The sequence below is a fragment of the Paenibacillus sp. 01L418 genome, from assembly GCF_056400045.1.
On sequence record NZ_JBFTSN010000703.1, the window covers coordinates 1 to 1784 of the forward strand.

At 34.8% G+C, this 1784-nt stretch carries 3 protein-coding genes; all 3 read left to right on the forward strand.

What is annotated here, in order from left to right:
* The first annotated feature begins 12 nt into the window (after window positions 1-12).
* Window positions 13-603, forward strand: coding sequence for a DUF3885 domain-containing protein (locus AC1DSE_RS34835; protein ID WP_477512301.1), 591 nt, complete (start codon window positions 13-15; stop codon window positions 601-603).
* Window positions 604-847: 244 nt separating this feature from the next.
* Complete coding sequence (locus AC1DSE_RS34840; RefSeq protein WP_477529075.1) at window positions 848-1423, forward strand: LysE family translocator; 576 nt, start codon at window positions 848-850, stop codon at window positions 1421-1423.
* Between the two features lie 24 nt (window positions 1424-1447).
* Window positions 1448-1784, forward strand: a 337-nt coding sequence (locus tag AC1DSE_RS34845) for an AraC family ligand binding domain-containing protein (RefSeq protein WP_477529076.1), incomplete at its 3' end; no start/stop codon positions are given.

The window sequence follows — 1784 nt, forward strand, 5'->3', positions numbered from 1 at the left end:
GGGGGAGAATGAGTGACAGCATTACTTGATCGTTTTCTCAATGATAAGTTTCTAGGACTCAAATTGGAATCCCCTCTATTTTATAACGCGGATGTAGGCATTCGATTTGAGATCGGTGACCCGGATCCTTTGGTTTCTGATGAAAAATACAGAGAACAAGTTCTCTATCGTACTACTCAACTATTTAAAGAAACGCACAGTGAAAGTGATGAAATATTTATTGTTTTATTTCTTAGCTTTAGAAGGAAGAGTAAGCCTTACAAGATAAAATTTTTTAAAAAAGGCGTTAAAAGCAAGGAAACTTTAAAAAAACTTATTTGTAACAGCTTTACGGTATCTGATGAAGAGGATGATGAATGGATATCGTTCCGTTATGTGCTGAGTTGCAAAACATCAGATATTAAACCTGCAATGTTTCTCTTCGCGTATCATAGAATATTTTTCGTGAATACAACTCGTAATACGATTTTTTATTTATATGACAGCAGAGGTTTAGATATAGTTTCAAACACAACGGCACCTCTCCAGGAACTTTACTTAAACTATAATCACTGGATATTAGATTACGTTAGAGAGAGTATCGACTCCATCTTCAAATCGTAAGTCAACTTCATTTCTGTTCTTTTAAGCCAATCGGCAGGATAGTTCAATAAGATTAGGGAAATATGATTTTGAAATATTGGTTGGATATAAACAAGTTCAGACCTAACTTTGTTCTATTCAATGAAACTCCAAAATATTTGCCACATAGAACCATAGCGAAATATTCGTTACTTCTGCAATAATATACTATAGGAATTCCATTTTAAGATGTAGGCTATGAGAAGAGCTTGAAAGGAGTATTCTCATGGATTTTACATCTTTTTTGATTTACTGTACGATTGCTACGTTTACACCTGGACCTACCAATATCGTCATATTATCCACGGTGCATAATTTCGGTGTAAAAAAGSCAATGAAATATTCGTTTGGAGCAACAATTGGTTTTGCCTCATTACTTGTTATTTCTGCTTTGCTGAACACGATTCTTATAACGATTATACCGAAAATAATCATTGTGATGCAGATAATTGGAAGTGGTTATATGTTTTATCTTGTTTATCAAATTTACAAAATGGATGCATCAAACGGAGCATTAAACCAAACGGCTACTTTCTTGTCAGGATTTCTTATGCAGTTTTTAAATCCAAAGGTAGTATTATTTACATTGACTGTGATTCCAACCTTCATTATGCCTAGCTATAGCACAAGTTCTGCAGTCACATTAAGTATTTTAGCTATCACGTTAATTGGTTTTTTGGCATTTATGACATGGGTTCTCTTTGGTTCGATCTTCAAAGCGCTTTTACAAAAGTATAATAAAACATTTAATGTATTGATGGCGTTATCTCTCGCTTACGCTGCAATCATGATCTGGATGTAGGCAAGTGATGAAGAGGTGAATGGAATGAACAAATTTATTTATCGAAAATCAGCGGGTATTACGGTGCTGTCAGCGAATATGACTGATTTTACGTATAAAAAGCACGCCCACCAAGAGTATGCCATGGGTGTAACTTTACGTGGAATCCAAAAATATAATTTGGATGGCACTTTACAATTATCCCACCAGAATGGTGTTATGTTTTTTAATCCGGAACAGGCTCATGATGGAATGGCGCAGGATAAGACAGGTCTGGATTATGTTATGATCTATATTGATCCGCAATTGTTTTTGGAGGTTATTGAGAAAAAGGATATCGTACGTTTTCCTAAACCTGTTGTGTATGATGATCGACTAAAAC